Source organism: Pedobacter soli (assembly GCF_900101435.1).
GTDB classification, from domain to species: domain Bacteria; phylum Bacteroidota; class Bacteroidia; order Sphingobacteriales; family Sphingobacteriaceae; genus Pedobacter; species Pedobacter soli.
On record NZ_FMZH01000003.1, the window covers coordinates 1 to 15,317 of the forward strand.

Annotated in this window: 12 protein-coding genes; 3 read left to right on the forward strand and 9 right to left on the reverse strand. The window is 37.2% G+C overall.

Annotation, left to right across the window (positions count from 1 at the left end; all coding sequences use genetic code 11):
* Positions 1 to 565, forward strand: a 565-nt coding sequence (locus tag BLR37_RS07335) for an IS3 family transposase (protein WP_143009550.1), incomplete at its 5' end; no start/stop codon positions are given.
* A gap of 72 nt (positions 566 to 637) precedes the next feature.
* Here BLR37_RS07335 and glyA read toward each other — a convergent pair.
* A complete protein-coding gene (gene glyA, locus BLR37_RS07340) occupies positions 638 to 1,909 on the reverse strand; it encodes a serine hydroxymethyltransferase (RefSeq protein WP_090766603.1) in 1,272 nt (423 codons plus the stop codon).
* Between the two features lie 62 nt (positions 1,910 to 1,971).
* Positions 1,972 to 2,715 carry a segregation and condensation protein A gene (locus BLR37_RS07345; protein ID WP_039475817.1) on the reverse strand — a complete coding sequence of 248 codons (744 nt, stop codon included), beginning with the start codon at positions 2,713 to 2,715 and terminating at the stop codon, positions 1,972 to 1,974.
* 231 nt (positions 2,716 to 2,946) lie between these two features.
* On the opposite strand from BLR37_RS07345, the gene dxs reads away from it, so the two are divergent.
* Both dxs and glmS read left to right on the forward strand, forming a co-directional pair.
* Entirely contained in the window at positions 2,947 to 4,875 is a 1,929-nt protein-coding gene (dxs, locus tag BLR37_RS07350) for a 1-deoxy-D-xylulose-5-phosphate synthase (RefSeq protein ID WP_090766606.1), read from the forward strand.
* 247 nt (positions 4,876 to 5,122) lie between these two features.
* Positions 5,123 to 6,961, forward strand: a complete 1,839-nt coding sequence (gene glmS / locus BLR37_RS07355) for a glutamine--fructose-6-phosphate transaminase (isomerizing) (protein ID WP_090766609.1) — start codon at positions 5,123 to 5,125, stop codon at positions 6,959 to 6,961.
* Between the two features lie 93 nt (positions 6,962 to 7,054).
* Here glmS and BLR37_RS07360 read toward each other — a convergent pair whose 3' ends face one another.
* The 7 genes from BLR37_RS07360 to BLR37_RS07390 all read right to left on the reverse strand — a co-directional run bounded on the left by BLR37_RS07360 (position 7,055) and on the right by BLR37_RS07390 (position 15,317).
* Positions 7,055 to 8,683, reverse strand: coding sequence for a gliding motility protein RemB (locus BLR37_RS07360; RefSeq protein WP_090766612.1), 1,629 nt, complete (start codon positions 8,681 to 8,683; stop codon positions 7,055 to 7,057).
* Positions 8,684 to 8,786: 103 nt separating this feature from the next.
* Complete coding sequence (locus BLR37_RS07365; protein WP_090766613.1) at positions 8,787 to 9,722, reverse strand: nucleotidyltransferase family protein; 936 nt, start codon at positions 9,720 to 9,722, stop codon at positions 8,787 to 8,789.
* A 10-nt stretch (positions 9,723 to 9,732) separates the two neighbouring features.
* Positions 9,733 to 11,124, reverse strand: coding sequence for an undecaprenyl-phosphate glucose phosphotransferase (locus BLR37_RS07370; protein ID WP_090767806.1), 1,392 nt, complete (start codon positions 11,122 to 11,124; stop codon positions 9,733 to 9,735).
* Between the two features lie 285 nt (positions 11,125 to 11,409).
* A complete protein-coding gene (locus BLR37_RS07375) occupies positions 11,410 to 12,384 on the reverse strand; it encodes an NAD-dependent epimerase/dehydratase family protein (RefSeq protein WP_090766616.1) in 975 nt (324 codons plus the stop codon).
* Positions 12,381 to 13,310 carry a glycosyltransferase family 2 protein gene (locus tag BLR37_RS07380; RefSeq protein WP_090766618.1) on the reverse strand — a complete coding sequence of 310 codons (930 nt, stop codon included), beginning with the start codon at positions 13,308 to 13,310 and terminating at the stop codon, positions 12,381 to 12,383. The genes BLR37_RS07375 and BLR37_RS07380 overlap by 4 nt, the downstream gene beginning before the upstream one ends.
* A gap of 2 nt (positions 13,311 to 13,312) precedes the next feature.
* Positions 13,313 to 14,173, reverse strand: coding sequence for a glycosyltransferase (locus BLR37_RS07385; protein ID WP_090766621.1), 861 nt, complete (start codon positions 14,171 to 14,173; stop codon positions 13,313 to 13,315).
* Positions 14,160 to 15,317 carry an O-antigen polymerase gene (locus BLR37_RS07390; protein WP_090766624.1) on the reverse strand — a complete coding sequence of 386 codons (1,158 nt, stop codon included), beginning with the start codon at positions 15,315 to 15,317 and terminating at the stop codon, positions 14,160 to 14,162. The genes BLR37_RS07385 and BLR37_RS07390 overlap by 14 nt, the downstream gene beginning before the upstream one ends.

A 15,317-nucleotide genomic window follows, 5' to 3' on the forward strand; every position in this document is an offset into this window, starting at 1 on the left:
AAAGAAATACAGATCCTATAAGGGTGAGTTAGGAAAAATTGCACCCAATTTATTGAATCGAGATTTTAATTCAGCACAACCTTGCCAGAAGTGGGCCACCGACATTACAGAATTCAAAGTGGGGGATAAAAAACTGTATCTATCTCCAATCATAGAATTATTTAATGGGGAAATTCTCAGCTATAACTTATCTGAGTCTCCAAATTTTGAACAGGTATCCCTTATGTTGAAAGATGCGTTCAAAAAGATAAATAGGAACACAAACCTGATTTTACACTCTGATCAGGGATGGCAATATCAGATGAAAGAACATCAGCGAATGCTGAAAAAGAAAGGCATTAGGCAGAGCATGTCCAGAAAAGGTAACTGCCTGGATAATGCCATTATTGAGAATTTCTTTGGCATCATAAAGTCGGAACTATTCTATCTTAATAAGTACAGTGAAATCAATGAACTTAAACAGGATATAAAAAATTACATTGAATACTATAATAACGATCGAATAAAACTCAATCTAAAAGGAATGAGCCCGATAAAATATCGAGCTCATCACATTAATAATTAATTGCTAATTTCGTCCAACTTTTGGGGTGCACTTCAAAACGAGGCTCTTTTTATAAAAACGCTTAATGCGATATTATTTATACAATGGAAATGCACTAACCAGGTTAATAACCTCGGCTTTTACCGCATTGATGCTGGCTTCATCTTCAGGATTTGTTAATACCTGATCGATTAAATCAACAATTTTTTCCATTTCTGCTTCTTTTAAACCCCTTGTGGTAACTGCTGCAGTTCCTACACGGATACCTGAAGTTACAAATGGTGATTTATCATCAAATGGCACCATGTTTTTGTTTACCGTAATTTCAGCTCTTTCTAAAGCATTTTCGGCAACTTTACCAGTAATGTTTTTATTGCGAAGATCGATTAACATTAAGTGGTTATCGGTACCACCAGAAATAATACCGTATCCTTTTGCCACAAATGCTTTGGCCATAGCCTGTGCATTGGCTGCAACCTGTTTGATATAATTTCCGTATTCCTCGCTTAAAGCCTCGCCAAAAGCAATTGCTTTAGCCGCAATAATGTGCTCTAACGGGCCACCTTGCGTACCAGGGAAAACAGCCATATCCAATAAGTTGCTCATCATACGGATTTCGCCTTTAGGTGTTTTTAATCCCCATGGATTTTCGAAATCTTGTCCCATCATAATCATACCACCACGCGGGCCACGTAAAGTTTTGTGGGTTGTAGTAGTTACAATATGGCAATGCGGAAGTGGGTTAGCCAACAAACCTTTGGCAATTAAACCAGCAGGGTGAGAAATATCAGCCAAAACCAAAGCTCCGATTTTATCCGCTACCGAACGGATAAAAGCATAATCCCACTCACGCGAGTAAGCAGATGCACCGCAGATAATTAATTTTGGTTTTTCTGCTAAAGCAACCTCTTCTAATTTTTTATAATCGATTAATCCGGTTTCTTTCTCTACACCATAAAACAATGGTTGATATAATTTACCAGAAAAATTTACCGGCGAACCGTGAGTTAAGTGACCACCGTGAGAAAGATCAAAACCTAATATTTTATCGCCCGGCTGAAGAATAGCAAGCATAACCGCTGCATTAGCCTGCGCACCAGAGTGTGGTTGTACGTTAACCCATGCCGCGCCAAATAATTGTTTTGCCCTATCGATAGCAATTTGCTCTACTACATCCACTACCTGGCAACCACCATAGTAACGTTTACCTGGTAAACCTTCAGCATATTTATTGGTTAATACTGAACCAGCAGCTTCCATTACCTGCTTGCTTACAAAGTTTTCTGATGCAATAAGCTCTAAACCATGCTCCTGGCGGTTTAACTCCTTATCAATAAGTTCAAAAATTTGGTTGTCGCGTGTCATCGTTATATTAGGTTTGTATTTTTTTTGCAAAAGTAAGCAATTCAAACTTAATATAAGCGCAATTACGATAATGCTTTCACATTAAAGTTGTTAAAGCCACTTCCGATGGTTATCTCTACAATTTGTTGCTGCAACATTTCTAAAATGGCAAGGAAATTATATACGAAATGTACTTTATTTTCTGAGTTTTTAAGCACCAGGGCAAAATCGATCTGCTTATTGATATCTAAAAGATTGGCAATAAAGTGTTTTTGCTGCTCGATAGTATAAGGATATTGAACTACGGTATGTTTTACTTCTTCGCTCCGCAATTCATACTTTTGCATGGTACGGTGATAAACTGTTAAAAGTTTATACAGATCGAGTGATAAGAGTTCATCCTGATGGGTTGAAGATGCTGCTGCCAAGCCTAAGTCGAAAGCAATGTTACCCCGCTGGTCCTGTTTCATCCGGCCATCTTCTAAAACTTTCATTTCTTCGGCTGCCGATTTAAACTGCTTATAGGCAATAAGGCGGGCAATCAAGTCTTGTTCGGCATTAATTTCATTTCCGGCCTCATCAATCTCAATCCTCGGCAAAAGCATTTTCGATTTAATGCGCATCAGCGTAGCTGCCACCAGAATAAATTCGCTGGCCACTTCTACATTCAGCGCCAATAATTGATGAATATAGGCAAGGAAATCGTTAGTAATTTTCGCGATCTCCACGTCCTGAATATTCAGTTCATCGCGTTCAATAAAGAACAACAACAAATCGAAGGGGCCTTCGAAAACCGGAAGTTTTATTTCAAAATTCTCTGCCTGCATGCGTAGCGGCAAACATAGTAAAAAATTTCAGGTCCTGATAACCTAATCCAAAGTGCTAAATACCCATCATCGCGGCACCTCATGGAGCACCAAACGCCACACGCTTGTCTCCCGACGCTAAACCGTTAAACACTAACCGCTTAACCATCAATAATAAACCACTAATTTTTCTCTTCTATATTAAAACAAATTTACCTTACTTTGTATCTTGTTTTTTACCACAAATTTCGAATGCAAGTAAAAGCTGGCCCCCTGCTTTCAAAAATCAACTATCCCGCTGATTTGAAGCAATATAACGAGTCTGACTTAGAACAAATAAGTCAGGAATTACGACAATACATTATTGATGTAGTGAGTGTGAATGGTGGCCATTTTGGTGCCAGTTTAGGTGTTGTTGAACTCACGGTAGCACTCCATTATGCATTAAATACACCCTACGATAAGCTGGTTTGGGATGTAGGCCACCAGGCTTACGGACATAAAATTCTTACCGGCCGAAGAGACTTATTCCACACCAACCGCGTGTATGGTGGTATTAGTGGCTTTCCAAAAATTTCAGAAAGTGAGTACGATACCTTTGGGGTGGGCCACTCTTCTACATCCATATCTGCAGCTTTGGGTATGGCGGTAGCTTCACAATTAAAAGGCGAAACCAACAGGCAGCACGTTGCCGTAATTGGCGATGGTGCCATGACAGCAGGTTTGGCTTTTGAAGGATTAAACCATGCTGGGATTGAAAACAGCAATGTTCTCGTTATCTTAAACGATAATTGCATGTCTATCGACCCTAATGTTGGTGCGCTGAAAGAATATTTAACCAGCATTACCATTTCCAAATCTTATAACAGGTTCCGCGATGATATTTCACATGTGCTTACCGGCCTTTCTAAACTTGGCCCTAATGCGCATAAGTATGTGAAGAAAATTGAAAAAAGCATTAAAGGCACACTGCTTAAACAAAGTAATTTATTCGAAGCGCTAAATTTCAGATATTTTGGCCCAGTAGATGGTCATGATGTGAAACGTTTGGCACAGGTGATCAAAGATCTTTCTGCTATTCCAGGTCCGAAATTATTGCACTGCGTTACCGTAAAAGGTAAAGGCTTTGCATTGGCTGAGAAAGATCAGACCAAGTGGCATGCTCCGGGCCTTTTCGATAAAATTACCGGCGAAATTAAAAAGAGTACCCCTGATAAACCTCAGCCGCCAAAATACCAGGATGTTTTCGGGCATACTATGGTCGAACTTGCGGAGGCAAATGATAAAATTGTAGGCATAACTCCGGCAATGCCTTCCGGCTCATCATTAAACATCATGATGAAAGCTATGCCTAAACGCGCCTTTGATGTCGGTATAGCCGAACAGCATGCGGTAACATTTTCTGCAGGTTTAGCTGCGCAGGGTTTGGTTCCATTCTGTAATATCTACTCCAGCTTTATGCAAAGGGCTTATGACCAGGTGATTCATGATGTAGCCATCCAAAAACTCAATGTTGTTTTTTGTCTGGATAGGGCAGGCCTTGCAGGTGCCGATGGGGCAACGCACCATGGAGCTTATGATATTGCCTATATGCGCTGCATCCCTAATCTGGTGGTTTCTTCACCTATGAATGAAGAAGAGCTTCGCAACCTGATGTTTACCGCGCAACAAGATAATATTGGTCCATTTGTAATCCGATATCCACGCGGTAATGGGGTAATGCCCGATTGGAAAAGACCATTTAAAGCTTTAGAGATTGGAAAAGGCCGTAAAATATGTGATGGCGAAGATGTAGCGTTGTTAACTATTGGTCATGTGGGTAATTTTGCAGTAGAAGCACGTGCCGAACTCAATACAGAGGGATTCTATCCGGCACATTACGATTTACGTTTTGTTAAGCCTTTGGATGAGCAAATGCTGCACGAGGTATTTGCCAAATATAAACATGTAATTACAGTAGAAGATGGTTCATTACAAGGTGGTGTAGGGTCTGCGGTACTAGAATTTATGGCCGACCATGGCTACCAGGCCAACGTAATCCGCTTGGGTATTCCAGATCAGTTTATCGAACATGGAGAGCAACCGGAACTTTGGGCCGAGTGTGGTTATGATAAAAACTCCATTATAGAAACCGTAAGAAAAATTGCTATAAAGAGAACTACCGATAGTATGGCTGGTTAAAAGCAAAATACATCAAAACATAGGAAATCCCGTTGTAAAAAATTACACCGGGATTTTTTTGATCATATTTTATTGATTGTGTAAACATTACCTGCAAACAAATACCCCACCAATAATACAATTAAATATAATAACATTGTAAACCAGATGTAAAACAGTATCACAAAAATGCTACAAAGTCTACCTTTCAAGCGCTAAACAAACGTTTGATTTACTATCTTAGCATCCTAACTAAAACCGAAATTATATGTGTGGAATTGTAGGCTATATAGGCTTTAGAGAAGCCTGGCCAATTGTATTAAAAGGCCTTAAAAGATTAGAATACCGCGGTTATGATAGCGCAGGCATTGCATTAATGAATAACACCGGGCAGCATATCTACAAAAAAGCAGGTAAAGTGGCCGTTTTAGAAGAGTTTGCAGCTGCACAAGATAAATCTGGCACCATTGGAATAGGCCATACTCGTTGGGCAACACATGGCGCACCTTCTGATCGGAATTCACATCCTCACACCTCAAATAATCATAAATTATCCATTATTCACAATGGTATTATTGAAAACTACGCTACTTTAAAAGAAGAATTGATAGAACGTGGGCACGAATTCAAAAGTGATACTGATACAGAAGTACTCATTCACCTTGTTGAGGAGATCCAAAAGATAGAACAGATTGACCTCATGGAGGCTGTACGTTTGGCCCTGCAGGAAGTGAGCGGAGCCTACGCCATTGTCATTATGGACCAGGATAATCCCGATCGTTTAATTGCGGCCCGTAAAGGAAGTCCGATGGTAATTGGTGTTGGAGCAGGTGAATACTTTATTGCATCTGATGCCACTCCTATCATCGAATACACCAAAAATGTAATCTACCTAAAAGATGGAGAGATTGCATTGATTACCAAAAACGATCTTCTAATTAAGCAGCTGGATAATGTAGTGCAAACTCCATTGATCCAGGAACTCGAATTGAAACTCGAAATGCTCGAGAAAGGCGGTTTCGATCACTTCATGTTAAAAGAGATATACGAACAGCCCCGGTCAATAAAAGATTGTATGCGGGGTCGCATCTATCCGCAGGAAGGTAAAGTTCAGTTAGGAGGAATAAAAGAATTTGCTGAAAAGCTAAAAAATATCGATCGGATCATTATCGTAGCCTGCGGAACATCGTGGCACGCAGGTTTGGTAGGAGAGTACCTGATTGAAGAATATGCACGCATCCCGGTTGAAGTAGAGTACGCATCAGAATTCAGGTACCGCAATCCAATCATTACCGAAAAGGATGTGGTAATTGCCATTTCGCAATCAGGCGAAACAGCCGATACCATGGCCGCAATTGAAATGGCAAAAGAACGTGGGGCAACCATTTTTGGCATCTGTAATGTTGCAGGTGCATCCATCCCACGCTTAACAGATGCCGGGGTCTACACACATGCAGGTCCGGAAATCGGTGTTGCATCTACAAAAGCATTTACAGCACAGGTTACGGTATTAACTTTAATGGCCTTTTATATGGCGCAGCAAAAAGGCACCATTACTACTTCCAAATTAATTGAATTATTAACTGAACTAGACCATATCCCTGAAAAAGTTGAGCTTGCGCTCGAATCTAATGACTTGATCAAAGAAGTTTCCGAAAAAATTAAGGATTCTACAAACTGCTTGTTTTTAGGTCGCGGTACGGGCTTTCCCGTTGCTTTAGAGGGCGCTTTAAAACTTAAAGAAATTTCATATATCCATGCGGAGGGTTATCCTGCAGCCGAAATGAAACATGGCCCTATTGCACTGATTACCGAAGAAATGCCTGTTGTATTTATCGCAACGCAAAATTCATCATACGAAAAAGTGATTAGTAATATCCAGGAAGTAAAAGCCCGAAAAGGAAAAGTAATTGCCATTGTAACAGCAGGGGATACAGAGGTAAAGAAAATGGCTGATTATTGTATCGAGATACCTGATGCAAATGAAGCTTTCTTACCGCTACTAGCAACTATTCCACTTCAGTTACTTTCTTATCATATTGCCGTGATGAGAGGATGTAATGTAGATCAACCAAGAAATTTGGCTAAATCGGTAACGGTAGAGTAAATATCCACAAACATATAAAATAAGAAAGCCTGATGGCATGTCGATCAGGCTTTCTTATTTTATGCTATAATATCTATTAGGGCAATCACCATACTAAAAATCTGAATATAGATTTCTGAATGAACTTCTTAAACCAAAAGTAATTAAGCCGGTATTGTTTTTACCCAAACTATTACTTTCACGCCTGATGATACCACCTAATTCCAAACGCAGATTATATTTAGGGTTAATCACATAAGCAACTCGGCCCTCCGCATAAAAAAGATCAGTTCGGATGCCCTGAGTAGTATAATTCCCATTGGCTTTTACCGCATCTGTATAAGGTTCGAAAATGTTTTTACCATAATTCTGTCCAGCTTCATCTAATCCGTACTTAGCGTACATCAATTCCCCACTAAAATCAAAACGCTTGTAAGAATAATTTAATAAACCCACTAGCTCTCTAAAATTTGCACCCATCGGGTGTGCCAAGGGCTCACCATACTGTGCATAATTGATAATAGGTTTCCGAGAAGAAAAGGTGTAAGGTTTAGCAGTATTATATTCTAACAAATAGTTCAAACCAGGTACATGGAATACGTCAGCGCCTCTAAGTCCCAATTGCCATGCATATTTATTACGAGAACTCCCTTTCGAAGAAAAAAATTCTTTGGCCTGAAACTCATCTAACGAAAACTGACCATACCCGACCAGTTCTTTAGCAAATTTATATTTACCGGTGAACCCCAATAAGGCATTATCCGGCGAACCACTTGAAGCTTCTATTGGTCTTAAGAAAATAATTGGATTGGCGTAGCCCCAGTCAAACCCCCTTCTATTTCCGGCATCATCCGTTTGCCCCCATACAATAGAATCAAAGAATCCAATAGATAAACGATTATTCACATTCCAATCTAAATAGTGGAACACTCCTCCTTTTTTTCTAAAACCCGCTTCATAGGATAACTGAGGTGCACTTGGGTCTTGCATGGCAGCCCACATTACCATATACTGTACATTTCCTAAATTACCAGTTAACTTCAGAAAAGGATATGGTGAAGCATAATCAGACAATAATAATGAGCGATAGCCATCACCCACAAAATTTTTATCATAACCGGCTGTAATATTCAGATATTTAGACGGCGTGTAAGATAGTGTTGCAGTTACATAAGACCAATCGGCAGTTAAGGGATTAATCTCTGGATTGTAACCTTGTCCATACCTACCACCAATTCGGTTATATGACTGACCAGCAACAATCCCGGTCTGATCAATGTAATTTCGGTAATAATCTGCAAAGCGTCCCTGATTTTCAAAACCACTTGTATAAAAAGAAAATTTCTTTCCTATCGTTCCCCCAACCTGATAACCACGAGTATTTAAATAGGTGTTCTTTTTTCCTGAAAAATCTCTTCCAATCTGAAAATCCGGTAAAAAGTCTGCATAAACGGTATAATCATCTCTTTGTATATCCAATAAATGTTCTTGAAATAGTTTTCTCGAAACCCACGATTTTCTGGTGGAGTCCGTTCCTACGCTTAGCAGCATAGTACTTTTATCGCGCAGTAAGCTATCATCGATAAAAAAAGGTTTTAAAGCACTATGTATACGCGTAGCGGGATTATATACTTCGCCACTTAATTTCTGATAGAACTGATAAGAATAAGGCTGGTAAACGGCTTGAGCCTTTAGCTCACGGACAGAGATAATTATAAATAGTAGGAATAGGATTTTCTTCATCGGATAAATTTTAATTTTAAGGGCAAAGAACGCAATTAATCATGAATTAACAATGTACAACAAAATGTTCAATCATAAAAAAAGCCCTATTGGGCTTTTAAAATTATACTAATGTAATAGGGCTAACAATATTCCAGAGATCAAGAGGATAGATTTTTTCGTTAGAGAGTTTTAAAAGCTCTTCTTTAACAAGGTTCGCATCCTCTTTAAATGTAACACCAAACCATTTGGCATCTGTATCAATAACTTTAATGCTGGCAGTACCCGATTTAATTAATTGATCGGCAACTTCAGGTATAAGGAACTCTGCCTTCAGCTCATGTTTATTTTCGGATAAGAACCGATAATATTTATCTTCCATCCAATCAATAAAAGTAGACGTAAAACAGAAAAAGTTCATACTTACTTGGGTCTCTGCTGCTAAAATCTGCCGTTGGTCTTTCTCCAGACTGATAATCTGTCCATCTTTAAAAACAATCTCTCTTCTTTCATTAATAGAGACAATTTCACCCACCACATCAGTTTGAATCTCTCCTCTGGTAACAGCACCAAATTCACTTACAGTATTTTTAAGTTGGTATCCTAAACAGGCAAATAGCTCATCCCTGATATCGGTTGTTAAAAATGTATAGGCTTTTTTAAAGGCATCAAAACCATAAAAGTCGTCAGCATTAATTACAGCAAAAGGCCCTTCCACTTTCCCTTTACAGCAAAGCAAAGCATGCGCTGTTCCAAAAGGTTTACTCCTTTCTTTCGAAAATTCAATGTTATTACTAAAACGCTCTAATGATTGAAAAGCGTAATCAATTTCTATCTTACCAAGGAGTTTAGGTTCAATTTGCGCAGCAAAGGCATCTGAAAATTCTTCTCTGATAATAAAGATCACCTTGCCAAACCCAACCTTGATAGCATCATAAATAGAATATTCCATAATCGTTTCTCCATTTGGTCCAAACGATTCAGTTTGTTTATTCCCTCCATATCTGCTAGCCATTCCAGCAGCAAGAATAATTAACGTCGGTTTTGTATTATTCCTCATTAACTTACAATTAAAAGGCGTTTTCTTCACCTTTGATCATGTTAATCACTGTCATAAAAATAATTTTCACGTCAAGCATCGCGCTCCAATTCTCCAGATACCAGATATCATGCTCAACGCGCTTCACCATCTTATAATCTTCTTTAGTCTCGCCTCTATATCCATTTACCTGTGCCCAACCCGTTATACCAGGTTTTAAAAAGTGACGCACCATAAACTGATCTACAATACCTTTATATTGTTCGGTATGGCTTAACATGTGTGGACGAGGGCCTACCACGCTCATATGCCCCATAAATACATTAAAAAACTGTGGTAATTCATCCAGGCTCGACTTTCTGAGGAATTTACCTATCGGAGTGATCCGGTCATCGTTCTTACTGGCCTGCCGCTTATCGCTATCGGCATTCATCCGCATGCTCCTGAATTTAAAACACCAGAAAGGCTCGTCATCCCGCCCACTTCTTAGTTGTTTAAACAATACTGGTCCTTTACTCTGTAGCTTGATCAGAATAGCAATTATCGGATACAGCCAGCTCAATACAAAAAGAATAACCAGGCCGCTGAACACAACGTCAATTGCTCTCTTCTTAAAACGGTTATGGATTTTTTCTAAGGGCTCCGAACGCAAAGAAATAACCGGAAATTCGTTACCCAAATAACTTACGGTATATGGCGATAATAAAGCGCCACTAATATCAGGAATAAACTTTAACCGTACACATTGCCTTTCTGCTTCCTCGGTTAAAATAGTCATGTCAGCCATTCGGTCAGGAGCAATAGTCACATAAATATCTTTAATGCCTTTATCAACTGCCATTTTGAACTGGTGCCCCACCGCTTCTGAAATCTGCCCATTCCGATCTAAATAATCATCTGGTACATCGTTAATAAAACCATGAAATTCTATATAATGCTGTTTTTCAAAATAACTGGCCAATTGCAGACCAGTGGCATTATTTCCCATAATCGCTACCGATTTAACGCCACGTAAATGGTTAAACAGTAGGAACTGAAAAGAAGTACCGATAAAACGGTTCACCAAAAACAAAATGCCCAGCATACCGTAGAAAACAACAAGGAAAGATCTGGAAAAGTCATTTTGTTTCGAGAAGAAAAGGTAAACAGAAAACAGCACAGCATGCAAAACCACGCTTTTCCAGGTACCTCTATAAATCCGTTCAATCCTACGCGATCCATATTCGCTATATAAACCAAAACTAGTAGTACTTACTATCCAGATTAAATTACACACCACTACATAGTGCCATTGCAATTCCGAACTCACGGCTTTGCCCATATAGGCAGTGAATTGGTAGGCAAAAAAGTACACGATATTAACCATAATCAGGTCAGTTATCGGTAAAATATATTTGAGTATAAACAGGTAACGTGTTTGCATAGGCTTAAAGCGAGAACTTAAACATTTAGTTGTTATTTTTGTTTTAAATGAATTACAATGAACAAAATTGATGCCCAAAATCCGTTTCAAAGTTAAAAAATCATTATTAATAATAAAATAAGTAATAATAATGCAATATAATACCAATTTAAACAGCAAAAAAGACGAATATTATTATTACTTCAAATAGTAGAATAATAGATCAATGCAGTAGAAATAAAAAAAGTTTACAACTCCTGTAAACTTTTTTTTATTATGCGTGGCAATGCCTTATTTAAATATAGTTTAGTATAACTCAATATTTTCACAATCCCTATACCAATCTTCTAAAGCTTCTCTTAAACTAAACTGGAGTTTATATGGCGATAATTTAAGTTTCTCTCCAGAAATATTCGTCGAAATCATTAATTTCTTAACGCGGTCAGGATGAATGCCGCTAATATTTTTACCCAATATCCTAGCTCCAAAATAAGCTGAACCAGCCGCTGATTTTAATGCCCAGCCTGGAACTAATACTTTTGGAGCTTTAATTCGCGTTGCTTCAGCCATAGTAACACAAATTTCCTCAATAGTAGGTGCAGGGTAATACGTTAAGTTATAGGTAACATGTCCGGGCTTTTCCATTTGACCTGTTTCATATAGAATCCTTACAACATCTTTCACATAAACGCTAGATTTAATGGTATCTTTCCTTCCAGGATAAAAGAAAAAACCTTTCTTAAGCGAATTATACAATCTAGTAAAATTACCGCCTTCTTGCTTTCCAAAAACGACTCCAGGCCTAACGATTATAAGTCTTCTATTACTAGGATCTTCTGCTTGCCATAACTTATGAATATACTCTGCGGTCAATTTAGAAATACCGTATGGAGTATTGGGCATAGGTAACGTTTCTTCAGTTTTGTAATCTTCAGATGCTCCGTAAGGGGCGATAGAGCTTGTAAAGACTATTGTTTGAATATTGTTCTGTCTGGCAAAATCACAAACATTTTGTGCACCAAATACATTAGCTTCAAAATACTCATGATCAGGATGACCGGGTGTAGTATGAACCGCAGCTAGGTTATAAATAACACTATTACGAGCATTATCTAATTTTAAGTTTATTGCTTTTCTAACATCCAATATTTCAAAATCATCACTAACTTTTTTCTTCAAATCGAAGCTATAAACATTGTCCTTTAATGACAAAGTTTCTTTAATATATCTTTTCAGGTGAGTACCAATAAACCCGGATCCACCAAATATTAAATGATTCATTTATTTTTTTCTAATTTATCCCAGTATTTACTATGCATTGAGAATGCTTTCTTTTGCTTTAGAGATAGTTTTTCGTGTAACATTCCCAATTTGTAGCCCAAAAATTTAGCCGCAATAGACATAGTCATCTTAGGCAAAACTAATGGATTATTTTTAATTACATATTTCAGTTCCGACTTTAAATACTTAAAACCCTCTCCACCTGCCGATCCAAACTCATTTAGCAGCCAAATATTTGTTGAATGAAAAACTCCAATATCGAAGTATCTTTTAAACTCCTCTTTTATTGTATAGTCATGTGAGTGATAAACCTCAGAATCTGCTACGTATGCAATTTGCCAACCTTTAATTAAAATTTGTCCACCAACAATTACATCTTCAGCGAAAATTGTATGACTTGGAAATCCGCCAACATCACGTAACGCTGTATTTCTATAGGCCGCAAAGGAATTTGAACATGATGCAGTTTTTATTCCCAATTTATCTTTATCTGAGAGTTTTTTGACAACAGAGGTAGATGGGTAATTAAATAAGCGCGCATGTGATTCAAGTGTTTTAGCTCCTATATGAGGTAATTGTCTACCATATGCTATACCTACTTTGGGTTCTTCAAAAGCATCGACCAAATGCTTAATTGAATCTTTATTCTTGAGAATGCAATCCTGAGTAAGATAAATAAAAATATCACAATCACTAGCGGCATCTGCAAGCAATTGCCTAACATATCCGTGATCAAAATCAACTTGCTTTATCGTTAATGTCTCAAATCCATATTTTTTTGCAAGAAGAATTGTTTCATCGGATGACTCAGAATCCATTATAATCTTTCGATCTACAGTTAAGCCCTGAACAGATATACTTTTCAAAACATTTTCAAACTCAGGTCCAGCATTATATGTTGGAATTAATAATGATGTTCTAAACATATTTATTTAATGATATAGCCCTCCGAATGTGCTTTAGCAAATTTAAGGGAATCTTTAAATGCTAAAGAATTAATGAAGAGGCTTAAAAACAATTTCAAAAAAGAGAGATAATACTTATAAACGGGAACGCCATTAGGATTTTTGGCTAAAACATTAATTTTCACCCGCTTTGTTATACTTTCTGGGCTTTCATTATGACTATGTTTAACATTTAAATCAGGGAAATAATAAACTCCGTTAAACTTTGAGCTTACTTCTTCCGCAAATATCTGATCTTCACTTGCAATAACGTCTTCAAAGCCAATTTCCTCCCATTGTTTTCTGGAAATTACAGACGCTGCATTGGAAAAATGAAATCCATTTTTTAGCAGAATAGGAGACTGTCCATTAAAGTTAGGAAAATAATACTTTAAAAATGTACTGTCGTAGATCGAATAGCCTAAATACTCATTAACAATTTGCCTGAAGTAAGCAGAAAATTCACCGATCTGTTCAAACAAATTAAAAATTTTTTGAAAAAAGTTATCTTCTTCAAGTATTACGTGTCCGGAGAAAAAAACGTTTAATTCTGATCCAGATAAACTCATCATCAGATTGCAAGAATCACCGAAAGAAAACTCGCTAGAATCTATGGTATATAAATCACAGTTTATGTTTTGTAGTATCTCTATTGTTTCGTCACTACTTCCACTATCTAAAAATATTAAGTGAATTGACTCAAACATTTTTTGTTTTTTTAACGATGCAATAAATCTGGGAAGTTCACCCGCTTCATTTTTTACACGTACACATACTGAAATCCGTTCATTTCCGCTAAGTCCCGATTGCGACCTTAATTTTAAAAGCGTATTATAATTTCTCATCTTTAACTATTAACGATATCCAAAATAACTGAAAAATTATAGGTAGGTAGAAAAAGTGGTTATAAAATATACTCAATATTAAACATTGAGCAATTACGGCACGAAAGAGCACTCGTTTATTCCCTTTTGACCACCATGCTAAAAAACTAATAATACCAATCGTAAATGAAAATATAGCAATGCCGTAATATCCCATATCCAAATAAGGAGAGGTAAATGCAGAACTCACATTAAATGCCTCGCTAATTAACGCTCCAGAGGTATTAGAAACCGTATTGTCCCCATAGAAAAAATTTCTAATTAAACTAGGAAGTAAAAGACTTGTTGTGTTAGGAAATGACGGGTCAAAATTTGTAATTGGAACACTAAAATTATAAAGTAAGTTGTTAAATGGAGTTGCCAGATAAATATACACCCATAAAAACCCAGAGGGCAGCCAAGATATCCAATTTTGCGATGGCATAGCCAACTCATAAAATTTATCTTGACCGGTTCTTAAGTCACCAACTACACCGAAAAGTATTATAAAAAACAAACCAAAAAAAGAAAGATTTCGTACTAATTTTAGTTGAGATTTACTAAATGTAAAGTAAATATAGAATATCTCTATGATCTGCGTAACAATTAGTTGTCGAGAAATTACAACAATCTGCCATATAAACGTGAATAAACATATATATAAATATTTCCTTTTACCAGTTTTGAGATATAAAAAAAAACTAATAATTCCAAGCGAGGTTTGCAAGGCATTTAACAGCCCATGTAATGATGGTAAACCAAAGTCGAAATACGTCTTTTCACTTCCTTGAATAATCCATAATAAAGGAACCCCCTTCGAGAAAATAACCTCAATAATGGTAAAAAAAATCCAAAACTTAAAAAACGGAATAATCCGTTTTTCTACATTTTTAATAGCTGTATCAGTATAAACAAATGGTTTTTCCACCACACGACCTCTTAATAAGAAGACAAAGAAATAACCTAAACAAAATGAAAAAGTTGCTATAAAAAAGAACTTAAATCCCGCAGAGGCTTCAAACCAAATCAATTCACTCAATCTCATGCTATATAGAAAAAATACTAATACCCAAACCGCAATAAAAATTAATATTGGCTTAAATAGTGTAATTAGTTTTGTATTCAT

Excerpts from the sequence above, each read along its gene's own strand:
- glyA (WP_090766603.1), bottom strand. The coding sequence starts at position 1,909 with ATGACACGCGACAACCAAATTTTTGAACTTATTGATAAGGAGTTAAAC.
- BLR37_RS07345 (WP_039475817.1), bottom strand. The coding sequence starts at position 2,715 with ATGCAGGCAGAGAATTTTGAAATAAAACTTCCGGTTTTCGAAGGCCCC.
- dxs (WP_090766606.1), top strand. The coding sequence starts at position 2,947 with ATGCAAGTAAAAGCTGGCCCCCTGCTTTCAAAAATCAACTATCCCGCT.
- glmS (WP_090766609.1), top strand. The coding sequence starts at position 5,123 with ATGTGTGGAATTGTAGGCTATATAGGCTTTAGAGAAGCCTGGCCAATT.
- BLR37_RS07360 (WP_090766612.1), bottom strand. The coding sequence starts at position 8,683 with ATGAAGAAAATCCTATTCCTACTATTTATAATTATCTCTGTCCGTGAG.
- BLR37_RS07365 (WP_090766613.1), bottom strand. The coding sequence starts at position 9,722 with ATGAGGAATAATACAAAACCGACGTTAATTATTCTTGCTGCTGGAATG.
- BLR37_RS07370 (WP_090767806.1), bottom strand. The coding sequence starts at position 11,124 with ATGCAAACACGTTACCTGTTTATACTCAAATATATTTTACCGATAACT.
- BLR37_RS07375 (WP_090766616.1), bottom strand. The coding sequence starts at position 12,384 with ATGAATCATTTAATATTTGGTGGATCCGGGTTTATTGGTACTCACCTG.
- BLR37_RS07380 (WP_090766618.1), bottom strand. The coding sequence starts at position 13,310 with ATGTTTAGAACATCATTATTAATTCCAACATATAATGCTGGACCTGAG.
- BLR37_RS07385 (WP_090766621.1), bottom strand. The coding sequence starts at position 14,173 with ATGAGAAATTATAATACGCTTTTAAAATTAAGGTCGCAATCGGGACTT.
- BLR37_RS07390 (WP_090766624.1), bottom strand. The coding sequence starts at position 15,317 with ATGAATACAAAACTAATTACACTATTTAAGCCAATATTAATTTTTATT.